The organism is Arthrobacter sp. G119Y2 (genome assembly GCF_038069765.1).
Taxonomy (GTDB): domain Bacteria; phylum Actinomycetota; class Actinomycetes; order Actinomycetales; family Micrococcaceae; genus Arthrobacter_B.
The window spans coordinates 39527-59786 of the sequence record NZ_JBBPFS010000001.1; the positions used below are offsets into that span (position 1 = coordinate 39527).

The 20260-nt window shown below is 66.7% G+C and carries 20 protein-coding genes and 1 tRNA gene; 13 read left to right on the forward strand and 8 right to left on the reverse strand.

Annotated elements, in window-relative coordinates:
- Positions 1 to 23: 23 nt before the first annotated feature.
- From WKB88_RS00200 to WKB88_RS00220, 5 genes are all read left to right on the forward strand, one after another.
- Positions 24 to 1289 (forward strand): pseudouridine synthase, encoded by a 1266-nt coding sequence (locus tag WKB88_RS00200; protein ID WP_341392530.1) that lies wholly within the window; start codon positions 24 to 26, stop codon positions 1287 to 1289.
- A gap of 3 nt (positions 1290 to 1292) precedes the next feature.
- On the forward strand, positions 1293 to 2402 hold the full coding sequence (locus WKB88_RS00205; RefSeq protein ID WP_341392531.1) for a prephenate dehydrogenase: 1110 nt from the start codon (positions 1293 to 1295) through the stop codon (positions 2400 to 2402).
- Positions 2399 to 3100 (forward strand): (d)CMP kinase, encoded by a 702-nt coding sequence (gene cmk / locus WKB88_RS00210; RefSeq protein ID WP_341392532.1) that lies wholly within the window; start codon positions 2399 to 2401, stop codon positions 3098 to 3100. The genes WKB88_RS00205 and cmk overlap by 4 nt, the downstream gene beginning before the upstream one ends.
- Positions 3101 to 3292: 192 nt before the next feature.
- A complete protein-coding gene (der, locus tag WKB88_RS00215) occupies positions 3293 to 4846 on the forward strand; it encodes a ribosome biogenesis GTPase Der (protein ID WP_152218782.1) in 1554 nt (517 codons plus the stop codon).
- Between the two features lie 115 nt (positions 4847 to 4961).
- Positions 4962 to 5035: transfer RNA gene (locus WKB88_RS00220), tRNA-Pro, on the forward strand.
- A gap of 85 nt (positions 5036 to 5120) precedes the next feature.
- Here WKB88_RS00220 and WKB88_RS00225 read toward each other — a convergent pair.
- Complete coding sequence (locus tag WKB88_RS00225) at positions 5121 to 5774, reverse strand: hypothetical protein (protein ID WP_341392533.1); 654 nt, start codon at positions 5772 to 5774, stop codon at positions 5121 to 5123.
- Positions 5775 to 5834: 60 nt separating this feature from the next.
- Positions 5835 to 6419 (reverse strand): small multidrug efflux protein, encoded by a 585-nt coding sequence (locus WKB88_RS00230; protein ID WP_341392534.1) that lies wholly within the window; start codon positions 6417 to 6419, stop codon positions 5835 to 5837.
- Between WKB88_RS00230 and WKB88_RS00235 the strand changes: the two genes are divergently transcribed.
- The gene (locus WKB88_RS00235) at positions 6418 to 9357 is read left to right on the forward strand and encodes an ATP-binding protein (RefSeq protein ID WP_341392535.1); all 2940 of its coding nucleotides are present in this window, start codon (positions 6418 to 6420) and stop codon (positions 9355 to 9357) included. The genes WKB88_RS00230 and WKB88_RS00235 overlap by 2 nt on opposite strands.
- A gap of 172 nt (positions 9358 to 9529) precedes the next feature.
- Here WKB88_RS00235 and WKB88_RS00240 read toward each other — a convergent pair whose 3' ends face one another.
- Genes WKB88_RS00240 through WKB88_RS00250 form a run of 3 tightly spaced genes read right to left on the reverse strand, consistent with a single transcriptional unit; the run spans position 9530 to position 10832 of the window.
- A complete protein-coding gene (locus WKB88_RS00240) occupies positions 9530 to 10051 on the reverse strand; it encodes an alpha/beta fold hydrolase (protein ID WP_341392536.1) in 522 nt (173 codons plus the stop codon).
- A gap of 34 nt (positions 10052 to 10085) precedes the next feature.
- Entirely contained in the window at positions 10086 to 10700 is a 615-nt protein-coding gene (locus tag WKB88_RS00245) for an HAD family hydrolase (protein WP_341392537.1), read from the reverse strand.
- On the reverse strand, positions 10701 to 10832 hold the full coding sequence (locus tag WKB88_RS00250) for a hypothetical protein (protein ID WP_341392538.1): 132 nt from the start codon (positions 10830 to 10832) through the stop codon (positions 10701 to 10703).
- Between the two features lie 177 nt (positions 10833 to 11009).
- Between WKB88_RS00250 and WKB88_RS00255 the strand changes: the two genes are divergently transcribed.
- Entirely contained in the window at positions 11010 to 12092 is a 1083-nt protein-coding gene (locus tag WKB88_RS00255) for a PQQ-dependent sugar dehydrogenase (protein ID WP_341392539.1), read from the forward strand.
- Positions 12093 to 12298: 206 nt separating this feature from the next.
- On the opposite strand, the gene WKB88_RS00260 is transcribed toward WKB88_RS00255, so the two are convergent.
- The gene (locus WKB88_RS00260) at positions 12299 to 13468 is read right to left on the reverse strand and encodes an oxidoreductase (protein ID WP_341392540.1); all 1170 of its coding nucleotides are present in this window, start codon (positions 13466 to 13468) and stop codon (positions 12299 to 12301) included.
- Positions 13465 to 13971, reverse strand: a complete 507-nt coding sequence (locus tag WKB88_RS00265; RefSeq protein ID WP_341392541.1) for a nuclear transport factor 2 family protein — start codon at positions 13969 to 13971, stop codon at positions 13465 to 13467. The genes WKB88_RS00260 and WKB88_RS00265 overlap by 4 nt, the downstream gene beginning before the upstream one ends.
- 92 nt (positions 13972 to 14063) lie before the next feature.
- Between WKB88_RS00265 and WKB88_RS00270 the strand changes: the two genes are divergently transcribed.
- From WKB88_RS00270 to WKB88_RS00295, 6 genes are all read left to right on the forward strand, one after another.
- On the forward strand, positions 14064 to 14852 hold the full coding sequence (locus WKB88_RS00270) for an SDR family NAD(P)-dependent oxidoreductase (RefSeq protein WP_341392542.1): 789 nt from the start codon (positions 14064 to 14066) through the stop codon (positions 14850 to 14852).
- A gap of 82 nt (positions 14853 to 14934) precedes the next feature.
- Positions 14935 to 15957 carry a VOC family protein gene (locus tag WKB88_RS00275; protein ID WP_341392543.1) on the forward strand — a complete coding sequence of 341 codons (1023 nt, stop codon included), beginning with the start codon at positions 14935 to 14937 and terminating at the stop codon, positions 15955 to 15957.
- Positions 15958 to 16337: 380 nt separating this feature from the next.
- Positions 16338 to 16808 (forward strand): FHA domain-containing protein, encoded by a 471-nt coding sequence (locus tag WKB88_RS00280; RefSeq protein ID WP_341392544.1) that lies wholly within the window; start codon positions 16338 to 16340, stop codon positions 16806 to 16808.
- A gap of 79 nt (positions 16809 to 16887) precedes the next feature.
- A complete protein-coding gene (ftsR, locus tag WKB88_RS00285) occupies positions 16888 to 17658 on the forward strand; it encodes a transcriptional regulator FtsR (protein WP_341392545.1) in 771 nt (256 codons plus the stop codon).
- A gap of 5 nt (positions 17659 to 17663) precedes the next feature.
- On the forward strand, positions 17664 to 18164 hold the full coding sequence (locus tag WKB88_RS00290; RefSeq protein ID WP_341392546.1) for a bifunctional nuclease family protein: 501 nt from the start codon (positions 17664 to 17666) through the stop codon (positions 18162 to 18164).
- Positions 18165 to 18392: 228 nt separating this feature from the next.
- Positions 18393 to 18980: a MerR family transcriptional regulator gene (locus tag WKB88_RS00295; RefSeq protein WP_341392547.1), complete on the forward strand. Its 588-nt coding sequence runs from the start codon at positions 18393 to 18395 to the stop codon at positions 18978 to 18980.
- Positions 18981 to 19181: 201 nt separating this feature from the next.
- Here the strand turns inward: WKB88_RS00295 and WKB88_RS00300 are convergent, their stop codons facing one another.
- Positions 19182 to 20021, reverse strand: coding sequence for a ParA family protein (locus WKB88_RS00300; RefSeq protein WP_341392548.1), 840 nt, complete (start codon positions 20019 to 20021; stop codon positions 19182 to 19184).
- Positions 20022 to 20260 lie beyond the last annotated feature (239 nt).

Below are 20260 nucleotides of genomic sequence, written 5' to 3' on the forward strand. Positions count from 1 at the left end.
CCGCTACACCCGAAGGATTTTTCATGACACAGGCACCCCGCTCCGGATCCGGATCAGGCCGCAACAACCCGCGCAGCGGGGGAGCAGCCGGCGGCAGGTCCTTCGGTAAGGGCTCCAAGCCTGCCGGCTCCCGCACCGGCGCCCCGCGCTCCGGCGGCCGCCCCGCCACGGCCCGCGACGCCGGCATGACCGCCGGCGAATTCCGCGCCAACGGCTACAAGCCCCGCGACGAGTCCGCCGAAAACCGTCCTGAGAAGTTCCGTTCGGCCGCTTCCCGGGCCTTCGACGGCAAGGGTGCCGGCAAACCGTCCGGTACCGGTGCTTCCAAGCCGGGAGCCGGCCAGTTCAAGCCCGAGGGCTACAAGGCCGGCGCCAAGTCAGCCAAGCCGTACGGCACCAAGGGCGGCGGAGCCTCGCGCACCGGCGGACCCCAGTCCGGGCAGCGCAAGACCGGCGACCGCGCCTTCCGCAACGAGCGGTTCGGCCAGAACCTGGGCGCCGTCAAGCGCACCAACACCCGCCGTCCGGCCAAGCCCGTCATCTCCGAGCACCACGACCCTGAGGGCATCCGCCTGCAGAAGGTCATGGCCCAGGCGGGCGTGGCATCGCGCCGCGTCTGCGAGGACATGATCCGCGAAGGCCGCGTGGAGGTCGACGGCGAGGTCGTCACCGAGGTTGGTGTCCGCGTCGACCCGCAGAACGTTGCCATCCACGTTGACGGCATGCGCCTGCAGCTGGACGAGAACCTGAAGTACTACGTCTTCAACAAGCCCAGCGGCGTCGTCTGCACCATGGACGACCCCGAGGGCCGTCCCTGCATCAGCGACTTCCTGAAGAGCACCAACAAGCACGAGCGCCTGTTCCACGTCGGCCGCCTGGACACCAACACCGAGGGCCTGCTGCTGCTGACCAACGACGGCGAGCTGGCCAACCGCCTCACGCACCCGTCCTACGAGGTCCCCAAGACCTACCTGGTGCAGGTCCGCGGACCGATGGCACACGGCGTCGGCGCTCAGATGCGCGAAGGCATGGAACTTGAGGACGGTTTCGCCAGCGTTGACTCCTTCAAGCTGGTGGACTCCACTCCGGGGCACCTCCTCGTCGAGGTTGTCCTGCACTCCGGCCGCAACCGCATTGTCCGCCGCCTGTTCGACGCCGTCGGCCACCCGGTCGAGCGCCTCGTCCGCACCCAGGTGGGGCCCATCCGCGTGAACGACCAGCGCCAGGGCAGCATCCGCGTGCTCGGACGCACCGAAGTCGGTCACCTCCTGGCCTCCGTAGGCCTCTAGGCAGTGGGCGCGGCACAGGGTTCCGCCACGCATTTGTCCGGCCCGGTCCTCGTGATCGGCACCGGCCTGCTGGGCACCAGCATCGGTCTGGGGCTGCGCCGGCAGGGCGTGGATGTTGCGTTGTCCGACATTTCGCCGTCGACGGCGGCCGTGGCCCGGGATATCGGTGCCGGCCGCCTGCTCGAAACGGTTCAGGAGGGCTTCGCGCCCGAACTCGTTGTTGTCGCCGCGCCGCCGGACGTCACCGCTTCGCTGGCGGCGCAGGCCCTGAAGGACTGGCCCGACGCCGTCGTGGTGGACATTGCCAGCGTCAAGAGTGCGGTCCTTTCGGACCTGCGTGCTTCCGGCGCCGACCTGAGCCGCTACGTGGGCACCCACCCCATGGCGGGGCGGGAGAAATCAGGGCCGGTGGCCGCGCTCGGCGAGCTGTTCACGTCCATGCCGTGGGTGATCTGTGCTGCTGCTGAGAGCTCTCCGCACGCCGTCAAGTGCGCCGAAGCGCTGGTCATTGACCTCGGGGCGGTGGTTTCGCGCATGAGCGCCGAGGACCACGACCAGTCGGTGGCGCTGGTGTCGCACCTGCCGCAGGTCATGTCCTCGCTCGTGGCCAGCAGGCTGCAGGATACGCCCGCGCAGGCTATGGCGCTGGCCGGCAACGGCCTGCGCGATGTCACGCGGATTGCTGCCAGCGATCCCAAACTCTGGGTGCAGATCCTCTCCGGCAACGCCCCGCGGCTCGTGGAAATCCTCTACGGCGTGCGGGAAGATCTGAACCGGCTCATCAGCACCCTGGAGGACCCGGTGGCCGACGGCGCCCGGCTGGACATGGCCCAGCTGATCTCCGAAGGCAACACCGGCCAGGCCCGGATTCCGGGCAAGCACGGCGCGCCGCCGCAGTCCTTTGTCAGCTTCACCGTCCTGGTGGATGACACCCCGGGCCAGATCGCCCGGCTGCTCACGGAGATCGGCGAGATCGGCGTGAACCTGGAAGATCTCCGGCTGGAGCATTCCTCCGGCCAGCAGGTGGGACGGGCGGAGATTTCCGTCCTGCCCAGCCGCGTGCAGGACCTCGTACATGAATTAAGCGCCCGCGGGTGGAAGGTAGTGGAGTGACTGAAGAACGTAATCCGGCCCTGTTCCGGCTGGGAAAGCCCCTCGTGGTGGCCATCGACGGCCCCTCGGGCTCCGGTAAATCCAGCATCAGCCGGGAAGCCGCGCGCCGTCTCCGCGCCGCCTACCTAGACACCGGCGCCATGTACCGGGCGGTTACGCTCTCCTGCATGGAAGCCGGGATCGACCTCACGGACGCCGTCGCCGTCGAAGCCGCAACCCGCAACGCCGACATTGAGCTCAGCACGTCTCCGGATGCCGAATGGGTCCGCGTCAGCGGCCGCGATGTCACGGACGCCATCCGCGAACCGTCGGTTTCCTCCTCGGTCAGCGCCGTGGCAACCACACTCGGAGCCCGTGCTGAGCTGGTCCGCCGCCAGCAGCAGCTGATTGCGGACTCCGGCCTGCGCATTGTGGCCGAGGGCCGGGACATCACCACCGTCGTCGCGCCCCATGCCGAGGTGCGCATCCTGCTCACCGCCTCCGAGGAAGCCCGGATGCGGCGCCGCGGCGTGCAGCTCGGCGGCACGCAGAGCGCTGCGGCACTCAAGGAGCAGGTCCTGACCCGCGACGCCAAGGATTCCACCGTGGTGAACTTCCAGCAGGCCGCCGACGGCGTGGTCACGATCGACTCCTCCGACCTGGACTTCGAAGAAACCGTCCAGGCCGTGCTGGACGTGGTGTATTCCAGCACACACTAGGGCCCTGCGGGGACAAACGATGCGGACGTGCACCGGTTGGGCCAAATGCCCTGCCGGTGCCGCACGTGTTTCAATGGACAGGTGGAACTGCGGTGTCATCACCCGCAGAACCCCTCACAATACTTACCGGGCTGAACTGTCCGGAGACGGCCTGCTTGCAGTGCTGCAGACCTCAACGGAAAGAAAGCAAAAATGACGAACTCCTCATATTCCGGCAGCGCCGGCGACGAGACGGGCCAGGAAGAATACATCCCGGCCGGAGAGGACCAGGTTAACGAACGCCTGGCCACGATGGACGACGCCGAGACCGAGCTGCGCGCCGAAACGCTGCGCGCCGGGCTGGACGACTACGAACTCGACGAAGAAGACGCAGCCCTGCTGGCCGGCGGCTTCGAAGAGTACGACGAAGACGCACCGCTGCTGCAGGACCCCGTCGTCGCCATCGTGGGACGGCCGAACGTCGGCAAGTCCACCCTGGTGAACCGTATCCTCGGCCGCCGCGAGGCAGTCGTCGAAGACACTCCCGGCGTCACCCGTGACCGCGTGTCCTACCCCGCCACCTGGAACGGCGTGAACTTCACGCTCGTTGACACCGGCGGCTGGGAGCACGACGCCCGCGGCATCCATGCCCGCGTGGCAGGCCAGGCCGAGGTGGCCGTGGACCACGCCGACGCCGTCATGCTCGTGGTTGACGCCACGGTTGGCATCACCGCCACGGATGAAGCCGTGGTGCGGATGCTGCGCGGCAAGAAGAAGCCGGTCATCGTCGTCGCCAACAAGGTGGATGACATCCAGAACGAAGCGGACGCCTCCCAGCTCTGGGGCCTCGGCTTCGGCGAGCCGTACCCGGTCTCGGCCCTGCACGGCCGCGGCACCGCCGACATGCTCGACGCCGTCATGGAGGTGCTGCCCGAGTACTCCGCATACGGCGGACTGGACAAGTCCGGCGGCCCGCGCCGCATCGCCCTCATCGGGCGCCCGAACGTGGGCAAGTCCTCGCTGCTGAACAAGCTGGCCGGCACCGAGCGCGTGGTTGTTGACGACACCGCAGGCACCACCCGCGACCCCGTTGACGAGCTCATCGAGCTCGGCGGCCGCACCTGGCGCTTCGTGGACACCGCCGGTATCCGCCGCCGCCAGCACATGGCGCAGGGCGCCGACTTCTACGCCTCGCTCCGGACGCAGTCCGCGCTGGAAAAGGCCGAGGTCGCCGTCGTGCTCCTGGCCGTGGATGAAGTCCTCAGCGAGCAGGACGTCCGCATCCTGCAGCTGGCCATCGAGTCCGGCCGCGCCTTGGTGCTGGCCTTCAACAAGTGGGACCTGCTCGACGACGAACGCCGCCGCTACCTGCAGATCGAGATCGAGCGCGACCTGGCCCACGTCGAGTGGGCACCGAGTGTGAACATCTCGGCCAAGACCGGCTGGCACAAGGACAAGCTCGTTCCGGCCCTGGACAAGGCACTGGAAAGCTGGGACAAGCGCATCCCCACCGGCAAGCTCAACGCCTTCCTGGGCGAGCTCGTCGCGGCTCACCCGCACCCGGTGCGCGGCGGCAAGCAGCCCCGCATCCTCTTCGGCACGCAGGCCTCCTCCCGCCCGCCGAAGTTCGTGCTCTTCACCACCGGATTCCTGGATCCGGGCTACCGCCGCTTCATCACCCGCCGCCTGCGTGAAACGTTCGGCTTCGAGGGCACGCCCATCGAAGTCAACATGCGCGTGCGCGAAAAGCGCGGCAAGAACCGCTAGCAGCGCAGTGCCCCGGGAGCCTCACCGGCCCCCGGGGCGCCCCGATTCGGGAAAAGCGCCGGCAATGATGTAGAGTATTCGAGTTGGTTCGGCCGGAAACAAACCGGCCGGGGAACGGGTTGTGGCGCAGCTTGGTAGCGCACCTGACTGGGGGTCAGGGGGTCGCAGGTTCAAATCCTGTCAACCCGACAACTAGGCCTGATGGAACGAAAGTTTTGTCGGGCCTTTTGTCGTTTAACAGGCCCTTTGCCGATTAGGCAGGGCTCGGCCAGTCCTAGTTTCCGTCGAGCGCGCCGCCGCCGAAAGCACTCCCGTCGAGGAGCCAGCTGTAGCGCAGCCGGAGCGCACGCTCGGTGCTCGCTGCCACCGTCGCCACAAAAAGTGCAGTGTTGGCCGCTGCCGGAAGATGGAACGGGCTGGAAAGCGTACCGATGCTGTCCGCGATGGGCAGGATCAGCATGATCTGCTCGACGATCTGCGGAACGCCGAGTACGACGGCGACCGCGAGGATGATCACCGAGATGACGCCAAGGGCGCGGCTCAGCGCCGGGTTGCTCACCTCCAGGCGGGCCCGCCGTCCCTCGGCCGAGACCGGGTCTGGCACAAGCTGCCGCTCGGACCCGTCAAGCCTCACATAGTGGCAGCGCTTCAGCCCGAAGCTGCTGACCTCAACCTCGATGGTGCCGCCCGGCACGGCGAAGGCTGCGGGGACCAGTGAAACGGCCTTGTTGACGCCGTTACGGTACAGCCTGGCGCGCACCTCGCCGTCGGCATCACCCCCGGGCCTGATGTCGATGGACCACGTCTCCGGCCCGCCTCCCGGGCCGATGATGTGCAGATGGAACAGAGATCGTGAAAGTCCCTGCCACCAGTGATAGCCGGGCAGAAGGTGGCCGTCTCCGGGTTTCACCGCTTGCTTGGATTCCATGTCTTCCTCCCGCTGTTGTTTCTTCCGATATTGCTTCTGCAGGGCAGTGCCGCAGATGGCCTAGACGCCGACAACGAAGGTGAGGGCGGCCCAGATGGACACGATGGAGACGGTCGTCCAGAGAATGATCGCCACGCCCTGCCACAGCAGCACCCAGCCACGGGGGGTTCCACTGGCGATGAGGATCGCCGAGGTGAACTGGGTCGGGATCGCGAGGGGGCCGAGGATGCTGGCGCCGGGGACACCGAACCGGACGAGCCACTTCGCAAAGCGCTGGCGGCCCTTTGACTGCGGTTTATCCGACGCCGATCCTTCGAAGGCAGTGGATCCCTGGTACCCCGGAGCAGCTGGGACCAGTGCGGCGTTCCGGGTTACCTCGGAGCGCCCCCTGTTGTGTTTCACCACTGCCGTGCGTGCACGCGATGTGACAAGCACCACGACGAGGACGCATAGGAAGTTTCCGGCGGCGGCGGCAAGGCCGGCAACGATGGGGTTGAGGCCGCCCACCATGCCGATGACGGAGGCGACCTCGCCCTCGATAAACGGAATGGCCCCGGCAAGCATCACGATGAAAGGCCGGATGCCCTCGGGTACCTGGGCTGCGAGTTCCTGGAAATTGACGATGAGTTCCTGAATAGGGTTCATGGTGCTGACCTCTTTCCGGTGCGGTTGTGATGAAGCCTTTTTCGACTGGTACTTCAGGCTCGCACCCGCGCCGGTGCCTTCGCGTCGGCAGGGACCGCTGCCTTACCCCGGCTCCTATCTGCCCCTCGGCCCGGCCGGTTTCGTTTGCGTAGGTAAAAATTGCCTATTAGGGTGCTGGCATGCTCTGAAGGGGGCCACCGTGGATTTCCTGGGTCGTCGTGCTGAACGCGCCACGATAGACAGCGTCCTTTTACAGGCACGTACCGGTTTGAGCGGGGCAACAGTGGTGCGCGGGGAAGCGGGCATCGGAAAGTCGGAACTGCTCGAGTACGCGCGCCGTGAGGCGGGCTCCCTGGGGTTTCAAGTGATGTCAGCTGTTGGCGTCGAGTCTGAAACACAGTTCGCCTATGCGGCGTTGCACCAGTTATGTTCGCCATTGCTTGACCACGCGGCCGCCCTGCCGGAGCCGCAGCAGACCGCCCTGGGTGTGGCGCTGGGGCAGCAGGCCGGTGCGGTGCCGGACCGGTTCCTGGTGGGGCTGGCGGCACTCAACCTGCTGGCGGAGGCGGCCGAGGAAGGGCCGCTTCTGTGCCTCGTCGATGATGCGCAGTGGCTGGATGAGGCTTCCGCCCAGGTCCTCACCTTTGTGGCCCGGCGGATAGCGGCCGAACGCATTGTGCTGGTGTTCGCGGTGCGCGACCCCACCGACCGCGACCTCCTCCCGTTCGACGGCTTGCCCGTCATGTGCCTAAGTGGACTGGACGAAACCGACGCACGGGTTCTGCTTGCGGGGTCAGCCCATGCCCCGCTGGACGAGGACATGCGGGACCGCGTTTTGACCGAAGCACGCGGAAATCCTCTTGCGCTGCTGGAACTGGCCGGAAACATGTCAGTGGCCTGGGTGGGCGGTTTCGAGCTGCCCGATGTGCGGGATACCACCCACCGGATCGAGGATACGTTCCGGCGCCGCTCGCACAGCCTGCCGGCCCCAACCCAACTGTTGCTGCTGACCGCGGCGGTCGATCCGACCGGAGATATGGCGTTGCTCTGGCGCGCGGCCGAGCACCTGGGGATCGATACCGGATCTGCGGCGCCTGCGGAAGCAGCCGGACTTCTGGAGATCGATGGCCGGGTGCAGTTTCGTCATCCGCTGGTGCGTTCGGCGGTGCTTCGGGCAGCCGCGCCGCTGGACCGCCGCCGCGTTCACGGCGCGCTGGCCGCCGCCACCAATCCGGATGCCGACCCCGACCGGCGCGCCTGGCACCTCGGACAGTCCGTGCTGGGAACGGATGAGGACGCCGCCGCGGAGTTGATGCGCTCGGCTGGGCGCGCACGCTCCCGCGGCGGTCTTGGCGCCGCTGGGGTGTTCATGGAGCAGGCGTCCAAGCTGACCCCCGATCCTGCGACTCGTGCGGCCCGGGCGCTTGAAGCCGCCCAAGTAAGGCATGAGGCCGGTGGTTCCGCCGTCGCTTCGGAGCTGCTGGCCGTGGCCGCGGCCGGGCCGCTGGATGAGCTGCAGCGCGCCCGCCTCCAACTGCTGCGCGCCCAGATCGCGTTCCACCTCGCACGCGGCGGTGAAGGACAGATTATGCTGCTGGATGCGGCCAGGGGCCTCGCTCGGTTGGATCCGGCGCTGTCACGGGAAACCTACCTCCGTGCCCTCGAAGCGGCCATGGTCACCGGCAGCTTCCGCAGCGGCAGCGGTGTGCCGGCAGCCACTGAAGCTGCCCGGGCCGCACCGGCCCCGGCCGGATCCCCGAGGCCGTTGGACCTGTTGCTCGACGGACTGATATCCCTGTTCACGCACGGATACGCCGCGGGGGTGCCCGGCCTGCGGCGTGCGTTGGCGGCGTTCGCTGACGATGGGGGAGCAGCTGACCCCATGGACACCACCGGCAGATGCCGCTGGGGCTGGCTGGCCAGCAGATCTGCGATGGCCATCTTCGATGACGAGCTGTTCCACACCCTGAGCATCCGCCATATAAAGCTGACCCGGGAGGCCGGCGCCCTGGCCACGCTCCCGCTCGCGCTTCTCGGCAGGTCCACCCTGCTGGTGCTCTCGGGCGAGCTCGCCCGCAGCACCGAGCTGACCGCCCTCGCGGCGCCTTCCCAGGCGGTCCCCGTGCTTCACGCACGGCTCGTCAACTACGCCTGGCGGGGCCGTCCGGAGGAGACCGCTGAAATCCACGCGGCCATCCTTCAACGAGCCGCCGGAGATGCGCACGGCACCGAGGATTCTCTGGCCCAGTACGCCATGGCGGTGCTGCACAACGGACTGGGCAACTACGACGCGGCTTTTACCGCGGCGGAGCTCGCCTATGAGTCCGAAGCGCTGAGATTCAACAACCTGGCCCAGGTCGAACTCATTGAAGCCGCGTACCGTTCCGGCCAACCGGAGGGGGCAGCCCATGCGACCGAGGAGTTCGTTGCGCGGGCCCTCGCCAGCGGCAGCCCGTGGGGGCTCGGTTTGGCGGCGCGTTCACAGGCGCTGAGCAGCACCGGGCCGGAAGCTGAGGAACACTACCGCGAGGCGATCGACCAGCTTGGCCGCTCCCGGATGGCTACCCACCTCGCCCGCACACACCTCGTCTACGGCGAGTGGCTGCGCCGCGAGGGGCGCCGCCATGACGCCCGCGAACAGCTCCGTACCGCGCACGGGCTGCTGCTGGACATGGGTGCGGACGCGTTCGCGAACCGTGCCGCCCGCGAGCTGCGGGCCACCGGTGAGCACCCGCGAAAGCGGAGTGTCCAGCCCACCGATTCCCTGACCGCCCACGAGCTGCACATCGCCCGGCAGGTGGCCACCGGTGCCACCTCCCGGGAGGTCGCCACACAGCTCTTCCTCAGCCCGCGCACAATTGACGCCCACCTGCGCAGCATTTTCCGCAAATTGGGCATCAATTCGCGCCGGCAACTCCGAGAGCTGCCGCTGCCCTGAAACCCGCTGACGGGATTGTCGGCCCGTGGATGCTGGAGCACCACCGAGGGACTGCGTTACTGCCCGGCTCTCCGGCTGCACTACATCGTCCGACACACCGGCGGCAACGCTCGTGAGAGTACAGCACGCAGCGGGCGGAGCCTTCCTGCTTCAGGGCTGAGCCCTGCCCGCCTCAGTGCTCCAGCGCCGCCACCTCCCCGGCTACAGCCGCCATCCGCCCCTGAAACTGGTGGCCGCCCGTCGCATACCGGCGGACGACGGCAGTGGGCAGCCGGGCCGCGTGGCGGTCCACATGGTTAACCGGCACGACGTCGTCGTCTGCACAGTGGTGGAGCATCAGCGGCAGATCCGCCGGCAGCTCGGCATCGAGGGGCAGGGAGTATTCCGCCTGCCAGCCCTCGGAACCCCAGAACGGCATCGCCAGCAGGACCAGGCCCCGGGGCCGGTGCTTCGAGGCCTGGTCGGCACAGTGGAGCAGGGCCATGGAGGCGCCGAAGGAATGGCCGACGATCACCGGTTCCGGGCCGAGGGTCCGGAGATGTCCGTCCAGCTCCCGGCGCCAGGCTGCGGCTGACATGTCCTCATCGGGGAAACGGGGCGCCAGCACCTCCGCACCCGGCACCTTCCGCAGTTCGGCGGCCATCTGCCGGTCATCCGTCCAGCCGCCGGCCCCGTGGATGAACAGGATTTCCATGAGGTTCTCCTTTTCTGCCGTGCCCGGTGAGTTGTTACCGGGCACGGCGGGCCAGTTCCGCCCGCAAATCAATCGTGCCGGTGTGCAGGACCGTTTGAAACCCCAGCTTTTCGGCAGCGGCAATGTTCAGGGCGTTGTCATCAATGAAGACAACGTCCTCGGGCCGCGCTTTCAGGCCAGCGGCCACATGGTCAAAGATCTGCGGATCGGGTTTCATCAGCCCCAGCTGTCCGCTGAAGTACAGCCGGGAAAAGTACCGGGGCCACTCGGACTCGGCGGTGTAGCGGCGCGACATCTCCGCCGGCATGTTCGAGAGCAGCGCCAGGGAGGCCCCCTCCTTTTGGAGGGTCTCCAGGACCGACAGGGTCTTCGGATTGAGGTGGGACCACGCGGCCGCGTCGAGGTCTTCCAGCTTCCGGAGCTGTTCGGGCCCGGGTGCCCAACCGAGGACCCCGGTCCAGTACTGCTCCGGGGAATCCGCCCCGGCGTCGAAATCTTCGCGGCGGGCCCAATAAGGACTTCCGGCCGGCTCGAGGTCCAAGCCCGTCGCCCGGTGCAGTGCCTTCCAATCGGCCGGTTCGGGCTCCGTGGAGATCACCATGCCGTAGTCGAAGAGGTACCACAGTCCGGGGCGGGAGAGCCGGCTCATCTAGGCTGCCAGGTCCCTGCGCATGAGCCACCGCGTCAGGCCGCCGGGTTCACCCTCGACATAGATCCCGGGGGAGAGGATGGAGGAGACATCCTGGAAGCGCTGAGCTGTGGCAGGGAGGACCTCGATCATTAAAGCTCCTGGTCTCGGCGGGCAGGATGGGTATGCCGCCGAGCATAACCCGTTCCATCCCCGCGGGCAGTGTTTTGGCTGCCGCCCCGCCTCCGCCCGGTGGGCGGCAGGGCTCGCCTCAGCCCCGGCGCCCGCTTACCCTAGGAAACGCCACCCTCCTCCTCCGAAAGCCGTCGCATGAAACGCGGACCCGCCATGAAACGACGACGCCGGGGCGCGCGCGGAGCTGCCGCCGCTGCCTTAGCGCTCACGATGGTGACGGCCTGCAGTTCTGCGCCCGCCGGGGAGAGCAGCACAACCGCCGGAGCCGCGTCCACAGAAACCATTACCACCGGTCTGGACGCCCCGTGGTCGGTCGCCTTCCATGGCGGTACCCCGCTGGTCAGTGAGCGTGACTCCGCCCGGATCCTTGAACTGGACACTGCAGGAAGCTCCCGTGAGGTCGGCAGCATCGGCGGTACCGCAGGCGGGGGAGAGGGCGGCCTGCTGGGCATCGCCGTGCAGGACGGGTTCCTCTACAGCTACGCCACCGCCGGGGAAGAGAACCGCATTGAGCGCCGGGAATTGACGGGGAGCACGGGGTCCCTGGGCTTGGGTCCCCCCGAGGTCATCCTGGATGGGATAGCGGCCGGGCCCATCCACAACGGCGGGCGCATCGCGTTCGGTCCGGACGGGTTGCTCTATGCCACCGCCGGAGACGCCGGAAACCGCGGCAGCGCCCAGGACACCACCTCGCTGTCCGGAAAGATCCTGCGGATGACCGCTGACGGCGCCGTACCGGAGGACAACCCCCTGCCCGGTTCCCTCGTTTACAGCTACGGACACCGCAACCCGCAGGGTATTGCCTGGGACGCGGAGGGAACCCTGTACTCCAGCGAATTCGGACAGAACACCTGGGATGAACTCAACGTGATCACAGCCGGCGGCAACTACGGCTGGCCCGAGGTGGAGGGCATAGCCGGCCGGGACGGATTCATTGATCCCGTACAGCAGTGGGAACCGGCCGATGCCAGCCCCAGCGGCATTGCGGTGTCGGGGGAATCCGTCTTCATCGCCAACCTGCGCGGGGAGGTGCTGCGCGAGGTGCCGCTGGCTGATCCCAGGACCTCCACCGAGTACCTGACGGGCGAACACGGGCGGCTGCGCGACGTTGTCAGTGCCCCCGACGGTTCCCTGTGGGCGCTGACCAACAATACGGACGGCCGGGGCGGCCCGGGGCCCGACGACGACCGGATCCTGCGTGTCGACCTGGGCCGCTGATCACGGACTAGGAGGAAGCATGGAATTCGGGCGACCCCCGGGATCGAGGACGGACACCGGCCCTCAAGGTTCAGCGAACAAGTTCCCCGCTGAACCGGGAGGGCACATGTGCGGCGGCATTAGCGTCGGCGGGGCCGACCGGATGGATTACGTCCTCGACGTGCTGCCGGAACCCGGTTCGGTGCCACAGCCCGGCCCAGCCCCCGCTACACCAGGTCCGACTCGTGCAGCACATAGTCGTAGTGCGGCAGCGGCCGTCCGGCGCGCAGGGTCTGCACCAGGTCAGGATCGGCCAGGTGCAGCCGCCCAATGGCGATCAGGTCGAACTCCTCGGTGTCCAGGCGGCGCAGAAGCTCCTCGCGGTTGTCCAGGACCGGGTTGCCGCTGCTGCGCCGGTCCTTGATGGCCGAACCGATGCCGACGCTGCCTACGGCCATGGCGGGCGCGCCGGTCAGCTGCTTGGCCCATCCTGCCAGGCTCAGGTCGCTGCCCTCGAACGCGGGAGCCTGGAAGCGGCGGGCACTGGCGTCAAGGACGTCGACGCCGGCTGCAACGAGCGGGCGGAGCAGGGCGCGGAGCTCTTCCGGGGTGTCGGCCAGCCGCGCGCCGAAGTCCTGCTGCTTGTGCTGGGAGAAACGGAAGAAGATGGGCAGATCCTCGCCGATCTCCTCCCGGATGGCCCGGACAACTGCAGCGGGGAAAGCGGCGCGGCGTTCGGCGTCTCCGCCCCACTCGTCGGTCCGCCGGTTCGTGTCGGCCCACAGGAAGGCGTCCAGGAGGTAGCCGTGTCCGCCGTGGAGGGCGATGCCGTCAAAGCCCGCGTTGACAGCGCTGCGGGCGGCGGCGCGAAAGGCGCTGATGACGCTTTTGATGTCGGCGGTGGTCATGGCGCGGGTCACCGGTTCGGACGCCTTCACATACTCATCGGAGTAGGTCGTGATCCCGGGCGTGCCCCACAGGCCGGAAGGCCGCATGGGGGTAATTGCCGGGCTTCCGCCCATCGCCCCCCACAGGGGTCCCACATGCCAGAGCTGCGGGATGATGCGTCCGCCGGCCTCATGTACGCCGTCGACGACGGAGCGCCAGCCGTCCAGCGCCGTCGACGCGAACATGTTGGGCACGCGGGCATGGTCAACCGAGGCCGGGTGGTCGATGGCAACGCCCTCGGTGATGATCAGTCCCGTGCCGCCTTCGGCCCGGCGCCGGTAGTACCGGGCCACCTTGTCACCCGGGACGCCGCCGGGGGAGTGGGTGCGGGTCATCGGTGACATGACGATCCGGTTGCGCAGGTGCAGTGACCTGACGCTGAACTCGCGGAACAGCGGGTCGGTCGAGGGACAGACGTCGGTCTCGGCGCAGTCGCGGTTTTCGGTCACAGTGCCGCACTCCCTGCGTTGGCGAGCATTAGCCGGGAAGCGGAGCGTCCGTCCAGCAGCGAGTTGGTGCGCGCGGTGACCTTCCAGCCCGATCCGGTGCGGGCCAGTTCCCAGCGGTTTGCGGAGAGCCGGTCCACGTAATAGCCCGGTTCAGTTCCGTCCCGGTGCCGCACCAGCATGGAGTATCCGGTGGCGACGGCGGTGTCGCCGGCAATGCGGATATCCGGAATCCCCAGGAAATGGCTGGAGCCCTCCGTGATGATCTTTTGGTGCGACGGCCCGTTCACCATGCCGCGGAAGTCCTCTGCTCCGGTCAGCGTTGCCGCGCTGTCACCGAGGCTGTAGGTGTAGCTGCCGTCCTCGGTCCACAGGCCGGCTACGGCGTCGGCGCTGCCGCTGTCGACGGCAGGTCCGTAAGCGGCGAGCACGCCGAGTATCTCGCGGTGGTCTTCCAGACGTTGGATGCGCTCCTGGAGCGCGGCGATCTCGGTCAGTGGACTCATCAGATATTCCCCTTCGAATTCCCTTTACCGTATCTAATACCACCGGTGGATCAAGATGCAAACAAGCGCTTGACCGGGACGAAAGGAACGTAATGAGCGGATTCGAGAAGTACGGACCCTGGGCACTGATTGCCGGCGGTTCCGAGGGCGTGGGCGCCGCACTGGCGCATGAGCTGGCCGGGCGCGGTCTCAACGTTGCCCTGGTGGCGCGCAAACCCGGGCCCCTCGCAGAGGTAGCTGCCTCAGTCCGCGCTGCGCACGACGTCGAAGTGCTCGCCATCGAGCAGGACCTGCTTGCCGCCGGCGCCGTTGATTCGATCGCCGAGCGCCTCGGGAACCGCGAGGTGGGCCTGCTGGTATCCAATGCCGGTGCCAACACCTACGGCGGCGAGATTGTGACGTCCGACGCCGACCGCGCCCAGATGGTTATTGACCTGAACATCACCGTCACTGCCGCCCTTGTCCGCCGGTTTGGCCTGCCGATGCAGGAACGGGGGCGCGGGGGCATCATGCTCACGGGTTCGCTGAGCGGCTTCGCCGGCAGCGCGGGAATCGGCTTCTACTCCGCCGCGAAGGCCTTTGTGCACAACTTTGCCGAGGCTCTGTGGGTGGAGATGCGCCCGTACAACGTTGACGTCCTGGAGCTGTGCCTGGGGCTGACCCGCACCCCGGCGATGGAACGCCTGGGCTTTCAGTTCGACGCCCCCGGTGTGCGCGCCTCCGACCCCGCTTCCGTCGCCCGCGAGGTGCTGGACCACCTTGGCGACGGCCCGAGCTGGTACCCGGACGGGTTCGGCAACGACGCCGAGAAACGGTCCGCCCACCCGCGCCGCCCCGTTGTGGAAGCGGCCAACGCACACTACCGCTCACCAGCCGCCTGATTCCTCGCCGGCCATGAACCACAAGAGCCGGCCCGGAACCACAAAACAAGCCCGGAACCACAAGACAAGAAGGAGAATACGCATGGCACCCCGCCCGATCTACGACCCCGGTCCCACCATTGCCCACGCAGGCGGCATCAACATCGGCACGCCTGATTTGCAGAAGTCGCTCTGGTTCTTCCGTGACATCTTTGGCATGGAGGTCACTGCGCAGGAAGACGGCGTTGCCTATCTGCGCGGGTACCAGGAGCGGATCCACCACTCCCTGGTCCTGACGCAGCAGGACGAGGCCCGGATCAACACCATGAGCCTGCGGGTCAGCCGTCCCCAGGACGTTGAACTGTTCCATGACCAGTTTGTCGAAGAGGGCATCGAGGTGCGTCACGTGGGCGCCGGCACGGAACTGGGCCGCGGTGAGGCTGTCCGGCTTCTTCTGCCGGGCGGCGGGCACCCGCTGGAGCTCTACTACGGCATTGACCGCCCCCTGGCTCCCGAGGGGATGCGCTCAAAGCTTTTCGGGAACAGCTCGATCCGGCGGGGCCTCGGCGTCCAGCGGATCGACCACCTTAATATCCAGACCAGCACTCAAAACATGGCGCAGGCGGAAGGATGGCTCCGCGAATCGCTGGGGATGAAGAGGCGTGAGGCAATGGTGCTGCCGGAAAATCCGGACGTCCCCTATGTCTCGTGGCTGTCAGTGAATTCCAAGCTGCATGACATCGCGATCGGCTCTTCCATGACCGGTCAGGATGCCCAGTTCCACCATGTCGCCTTCGCACTCGAGAATATGCACGACGCCCTGACGGCAGTAGACCAGCTGCGGGACCTGGGCATCCAGATTGACGCGGGACCGGGCAAGCACGGCGTCGGCCAGGCCATGTACCTCTACGTCCGCGACCCGGGCTCGGGCTACCGCATTGAGCTCTACTCGGGCGGCTACCCGTTCTTCGACCCGGACCACGAGCCGCTGGTGTGGGAGCCCAAGGACATGACGTACGGCATGACCTGGTACGGGGACAACCCCCTCGTCCATGCCGACACCTCCAGGTATCAGGAGACCATGCCGGTTGCAGGCCTGGATCTGAAGGCACTCGTTAACGACTAGCCCGGTAGTTTATCCGTGCCGGGACGCCCGGCGGCCTTTGGCCGCCGGGCGTCTGTTGTCGGAGCGTCTGTTGTCGGAGCGCCTGTTGTCGGAGCGCTGCGGGCGCCCCCTGCCCGCCCCGGCGCGTAACACTCACCCGGTGGCTCCCTGCCGCCCCGGCACTGTTCCGGGTGCTTCGCCGCAGCTGCCCGCGCTGTCACGGTTCGCTGTGCAGGTGTTTCCGGCGCCGAACCGTCAAAGCCCCGTAGTACGCTCAGTGCCGGGAAGGCCCGCCAACAGGTAGGCTAGGACAGCCGGTAGGCAAGATTTGTCAGCAGGAATTGTGCGGCCAGCCAGAATCACGAGTGGTTGGCCGCATCTTTTGGGGAGGATGTAACACCATGGCGCGCGAGGACTACAACGCCGCACAGGCCGGGCAACGGCGCGAGCTGGGCGTGGAGGACACCACATCGATCAGTCTGCCGCCTCAGAGCGAAGCAACGTCGGTGGAGCCCAAGCTCAGCGCGGATGAGCGGGCCGCCGTGGCGGCGCTGCCCGCCGGGTCGGCCCTGCTGATCGCCCATTCCGGGCCGAACAGCGGTGCCCGGTTCCTGCTGGACCAGGATGTGACCACAGCAGGCCGTCATCCGAACGCTGATGTGTTCCTGGATGACGTGACGGTCTCCCGCAAGCACGTGGAGTTCCGGCGCACCGCCGAGGGCTTCCGCGTTGTTGATTCCATGAGCCTGAACGGCACCTACGTGAACAATGACCGCGTGGACACTTTGCTGCTCCGGACTGGCAACGAGGTCCAGATCGGAAAGTTCCGGCTGACCTTCTACGCCGCCCGGCCGACAGCCGCCCGCGCGTAGGGAAGCCGACGCAGCAAGCAGCCGGTGCAGGATGATCCTGCCGGCGTCCACGGGACTACTGAGGGAATAGGTATTAGGTATGGCAGCATCACAGCCCGTCAGGCGGACCCTGGGAACGGGGAACGAGCGCCTGCGCGGCCGTGTGCTCAATATCGGGGAGGTGCTCGGCGAACTCAGCGCTGATTTTCCCGGTATCAGTGCCTCCAAGATCCGTTTCCTGGAGGAAAAGGGCCTGGTCACCCCGCAGCGGACGGCGGCAGGCTACCGAAAGTACTCATCGGCCGACGTCGAGCGCCTCCGCTTCGTGCTGGCGCTTCAGCGGGACCAGTATCTCCCGCTGAAGATCATTAAGGACTATCTGGACGCCATTGACCGCGGGGAGCGTCCCGAGTCCCTGCCGGGCGGAATGTCACTGACGCCCCGAGCCGTGTCCGAGCAGCTGGCGGGGGAACTCTCCGCCCGCACTTACGCCCGCACCCTGACCTTCAACGAATTGGTCCGGGAATCCGGTGCCTCCGCTGACCTGGTGCGGAACCTGGCAGGTTACGGCCTTATCGCTTCCGCTGACCACGGGGCGGAGCACGGTGTTTTTGATGAGCATGCGCTCAAGGTTGCCAAGGCCTGTGCCAAACTTCAGGCCCACGGGATCGAACCGCGGCACCTGCGGCCGTTCCGCGCCGCAGCCGACCGCGAACTGGGCCTGGTGGAGAGCGTCGTGGCACCCCTGGCCTCACGGCGGGACGTCGCATCCAAGGCGCGTGCGGCCGAGACAGCACGGGAGATCAGTGATCTCTGCCTGAACCTGCACAGTGCCCTCGTCAACGGGCATATCGCACGAATGGAAGGCTGAGGAGCATGCGCGAAGTTGAAGTGGTCGGTGTCCGCATCGAGCTGCCGTCCAACCAGCCGCTGGTCCTGCTCAAGGAGACCAACGGCGAACGTCATCTGCCCATCTGGATTGGTGCGCCCGAAGCCAGCGCCATTGCCTTTGTCCAACAGGGGATCGTTCCGCCCCGGCCCATGACCCACGACCTGCTCGCCTCTGTGGTAACGGCTCTCGGGCGCAGCGTCAGCGAGGTACGCCTGGTCTCGGTCGAGGACACGGTCTTCTATGCCGAGCTCGTTTTCGACAACGGAGTCACAGTGAGTTCCCGGGCTTCGGACGCCATAGCGGTGGCACTGAGGGCGCCCTGCCCTATCCTGTGCGCTGAAGCAGTCCTTGATGAAGCCGGTGTGCGGATAGCTGAAGCCGATGAGGGTGACGAGGACGAGGAGGACCAGGAGAATGCGGAGCGTGAGCTGCGCCAGTTCCGTGAGTTCCTGGCCGACGTGGAGCCCGAGGACTTTGAGCGCTGATTCGACACGCCTGGAGAAAAAGGGCCTGCGTCTTTGACCTTGGACCGGGTCAGATCTAACGTCGAAGCATAGAGTTCCCACTGCGCGGTTCTCCGCTATTCCTCTTAGGGTTTGCTCTTTCGAAGAGTCCTTCCCCTAAGAGGTTCCGCGGGGCACACTGAAGGGAGTCGATCCTGACCCCTTCATCCCGCGCCACCCCCCCCAGGGAACCGCTACTAGGAGGCACAAGTGAGTCCGAAAGGCGATGCCGGCGAGCATACCCACGCCGCTGCGCCGGGTAAGGTTCCCGGAGCCCAGGGCTTGCTGTTTACTGAGGATCTGCCCGTTCTCGACGAGGACGCCGGCTACCGCGGTCCAACAGCCTGCAAGGCGGCGGGAATCACCTACCGCCAGCTCGATTACTGGGCCCGCACCGGCCTGGTGGAGCCGGCAGTGCGAGGAGCCTCCGGTTCGGGAACCCAAAGACTTTACAGTTTCCGCGACATCCTGGTCCTCAAAGTCGTAAAGCGGCTGCTGGACACAGGCGTGTCGCTGCAGCAGATCCGCACCGCTGTTGAGCACCTGCGTGAGCGGGGCGTCGAAGATCTGGCCCAGATTACCCTGATGAGCGACGGCGCCAGCGTGTACGAGTGCACCTCGGCAGATGAAGTTATCGACCTGGTCCAGGGCGGACAGGGCGTTTTCGGCATCGCCGTCGGAAGGGTCTGGCGCGAGGTGGAAGGCAGCCTCGCCCAGCTCCCCAGCGAGCGGGTGGGGGAGCATACGTTTCCCGGAGATGAATTGAGCCAGCGGCGGATCGCCCGCAAAATCAGCTAGCTTTAACGCAAAATCAGCTAGCGCAAATCAGCCGGCACAAAAATCAGCCGGCGTGCATTGAGCCGGTCCCCATACTCAGACTGCAGGCAGCGGAATCCCGTTGCCTGCAGTTTTTTGTCTGTCTTTTGTAGTGAAGCGTTTTACAGCGCAGCAGTTTTTATGCCGCAGCAGTGCCTCAGTAGTCTGGTGGTGCCCGGCGGATTACCCGGCCCGGCGGATGACTCGGTTGCGGACGCTGCCCGTTTCCACCAGGTTCTTCAGCAGCGCGTCAAACGTTGATGCTGCCTGCTTGGCGGATTCACCTGGCCAGTGATGCACTGAGTGGGCCGCGCCCTGGATCTGCTGCCAGTTGGCCTGCTCCGCAATAGTGGGACTCAGGAGCAGGTCTCCAAACATCTGCTTCATCTCAGCGAGCCGGAAGGTGTGTTCATTGGAACCGGAACGGACCCGGTTGGCGATGATCCCCGCCGGAGCGAGGTTCGGCGCAAATTCCTTGCGGAACAGTTCCAGGGCACGCATGGTCCGCTCGGTGCCGGCCACCGAAAAGAGTCCGGGCTCGGCAACGAGCACAACCCGGTTGCTTGCGGTCCAGGCGATGCGGGTGAGGCCGTTGAGTGACGGCGGGCAGTCGATCAGGACCAGCCCGTAGCCGCTGACCCGGCTAAGCAGGGCGGAGAGCCGCTTGAGGTCCCGTTTGCCGAGATCGGGGCGGTCATAGATCCCCGAAAACGCGGAGCCCATGGCGACGTCGAGAACGGGCTGGCGCTTGGGGTCGGGAGTCCGGGTGCGGCGGTCATTGGCAACCCAGCCGCTGGAGACCACGTTTTCGGCCAATTGCGCGCGGCGGGAATTCTTGAGCATCTCGCCGATGCCCGGCTTATCGGCAGCGGTAACGCCCAGGCCCGTGGTGGCGTCCGCGTGCGGATCCAGATCCACTACGAGGGTGGGAATTCCTGCTGCCAGTGCAGCCGATGCCAGTCCAAGCGTCACGGAAGTCTTGCCCACGCCGCCCTTAAGACTGCTGATGCTCACTACTTGCACTTGTTGAACCAAAACCTAACGTGTCTAGGGATCACGAGCGGGGCCCTTGTGAGGCTGCAGCTTCATTCTATGTGACGCCCGGTGGTAACTCCTGCAGCGCCGGTTTTGCAGGGGTGGCGTGGAAGGGCGACTATAGGGAGCGTGACGTCCGACACCCGCGGATAGGTCGCGGTCAAATACTCTGGGTAAAATCCGATGAGGGGCAGCGTTATCCGGATTGTCCCTCAGCCCGCAACGAT